Origin of the sequence: Curtobacterium sp. B18 (assembly GCF_000333375.1) — a bacterium.
Taxonomy (GTDB): Bacteria; Actinomycetota; Actinomycetes; order Actinomycetales; family Microbacteriaceae; genus Curtobacterium.
Window position 1 is genome coordinate 1 of the sequence record NZ_BACZ01000674.1, and the last position, 1445, is coordinate 1445.

General features: G+C 73.7%; 2 protein-coding genes. Both read left to right on the plus strand.

Going from position 1 to position 1445, the window contains the following annotated elements; translation table 11 throughout:
* Window positions 1–214 precede the first annotated feature (214 nt).
* Window positions 215–760: an RNA polymerase sigma factor gene (locus I5E_RS18035; RefSeq protein ID WP_022908219.1), complete on the plus strand. Its 546-nt coding sequence runs from the start codon at window positions 215–217 to the stop codon at window positions 758–760.
* On the plus strand, window positions 757–1445 hold a 689-nt coding region (locus I5E_RS18040), incomplete at its 3' end, for a hypothetical protein (protein WP_022908220.1). The genes I5E_RS18035 and I5E_RS18040, both read left to right, overlap by 4 nt.

The window sequence follows — 1445 nt, forward strand, 5'->3', positions numbered from 1 at the left end:
TCCGTCGACCTGCTCGAGAGCGCGGCCTGCCGTGGGCGTCGGTGTTCCGGACGGACGGACCGCGCCAGCTCGTGCTCGTCACCTGCGGCGGGGAGTTCGACACCACCACCCACCACTACGAGAGCAACCTCGTCATCACCGCCACACCGATCGGGTCCTGACCCGTACGATCGGAGTGCGCGGTCGACGACGACCGCACCAGCGACAGGAAGACGTGACGGCCATCCTCCCGGACGACAGCGAGCTCTCCGACGCCTTCAGTGCCGGGGGCGAACCCGCTCTGCGCGCTGCCTACGAGCGCTGGTCGCCACTCGTCCACTCCCTCGCCCTCCGGGCGCTCGCCGACCCGAGCGCGGCCGAGGACGTCACCCAGCAGGTCTTCGTCAAGGCCTGGCGGCACAGTGCGCGGTACGACCCCACGAGGGCCCCGCTCGGCGCCTGGCTCGTCGGCATCACCCGGAACTGCATCACCGACGCCCTGAACGACCGGCAGCGACACGCCAGCGCCGCCGACCCCGTCGTCGTCGAGGAGACCACCGCCGCCCCCGAACCCGCGTTCGACCTGGCCGAACGCGCGCTCGTCGCCGGCGAGCTCGACCGGCTCGACGAGGTCCCGCGGAAGGTCATGCGGTTGGCGTTCTGGGAGGACCTCAGCCATCGTGAGATCGCGGAACGGCTGGACCTGCCCCTCGGCACGGTGAAGAGCCACATCCATCGGAGTCTGTCTCGGCTCCGAACACGTTTGGAGGTGATCGAATGAAGCACGTCGACGACGAGACGCTGGCGATGCTCGCGGTCACCGACACGGTCGCCGACGACGACGTCGCGGCGCACCTGGCCGCATGCGCCGTCTGCCGCGACGCCGTCGCGGAGTTCCAGCGCGTGGCCGCGGTCACGCGGTCGAGCGCGGACCTCGAGCTGGTGGCCCCGCCGGAGCGCGTCTGGGACCGCATCCAGGCCGCGGTCCGCGCCGAGCAGGACGCCGACCGGGAGGCGCGGGTCGACCCCGCCCCGTCGGTCCCGCACGCCGTCGCCCCGGCTCCGGCACCGCGGCCGGCCGGTCCGGTCGACCGACCCGCTGGCGGCCCGCGTGCGGGCCGCGGGACCGCGGTCCGTCGTCGCCGACGCACGATCGCCGGGGTCGTCGCGGCGGGCATCGGCGTCCTCGCCCTCCTCGTGGGCATCGGCGTCGTCACCGGCGTCGTGCCGGGGGCCGGCAGCGGCGAGACCGTCGTCGCGACCACGGACCTCAGTGCGCTCCCGAGCTGGTCCGGCGCCCGCGGCAACGCGGAGCTCGAGCGCGACCGCGACGGGCGACTGACCCTCGTCGTCGACGTGCACGGTGACGGCGACCGGAACGGGGACGCCGGGGCCCTCCGCGAGGTCTGGATGATGCAGACCGACCTCAAGGGCCTGGTGAGCGTCGGGTACCTCGACGGGGACCG